The organism is Citrobacter sp. TBCS-14 (assembly GCF_005280805.1).
GTDB lineage: Bacteria > Pseudomonadota > Gammaproteobacteria > Enterobacterales > Enterobacteriaceae > Citrobacter > Citrobacter gillenii.
Window position 1 is genome coordinate 205 of sequence record NZ_SZWM01000060.1, and the last position, 346, is coordinate 550.

The window sequence follows — 346 nt, forward strand, 5'->3', positions numbered from 1 at the left end:
AAAGCATTGACGGGCCCACTGACAAACCCAGGTATCGGGGTCGCCAGTTTTCATCAAGGATATGGTGAAACGCTTGGACTGGCGGATTATCCCGACACCGGCTTTGAATATGAGCGCTTTTACTGGCGTGACCTTGAGCCTGTCGAAGGCCAGTACAATTTTGCACTGGTTGATGACGCTTTTAAGTATGCCGCGGCGCATCGACCGGCGATGAACGTCGGACTGCGGTTTATGGCGCTTGCTGAGCCGGAAACCGGTTCACAAATTCCTGACTGGTTGATTAACAAAGGCGTAAAGGGAACCTGGACGCCTGACAAAAAAACCTTTATCCCTGATTTAGACGATC

Annotated in this window: 1 pseudogene; it reads left to right on the forward strand. The window is 51.2% G+C overall.

Annotated elements, in window-relative coordinates:
• Positions 1 to 346: pseudogene (locus FDX22_RS00330) on the forward strand (beta-galactosidase); the annotation flags it as partial.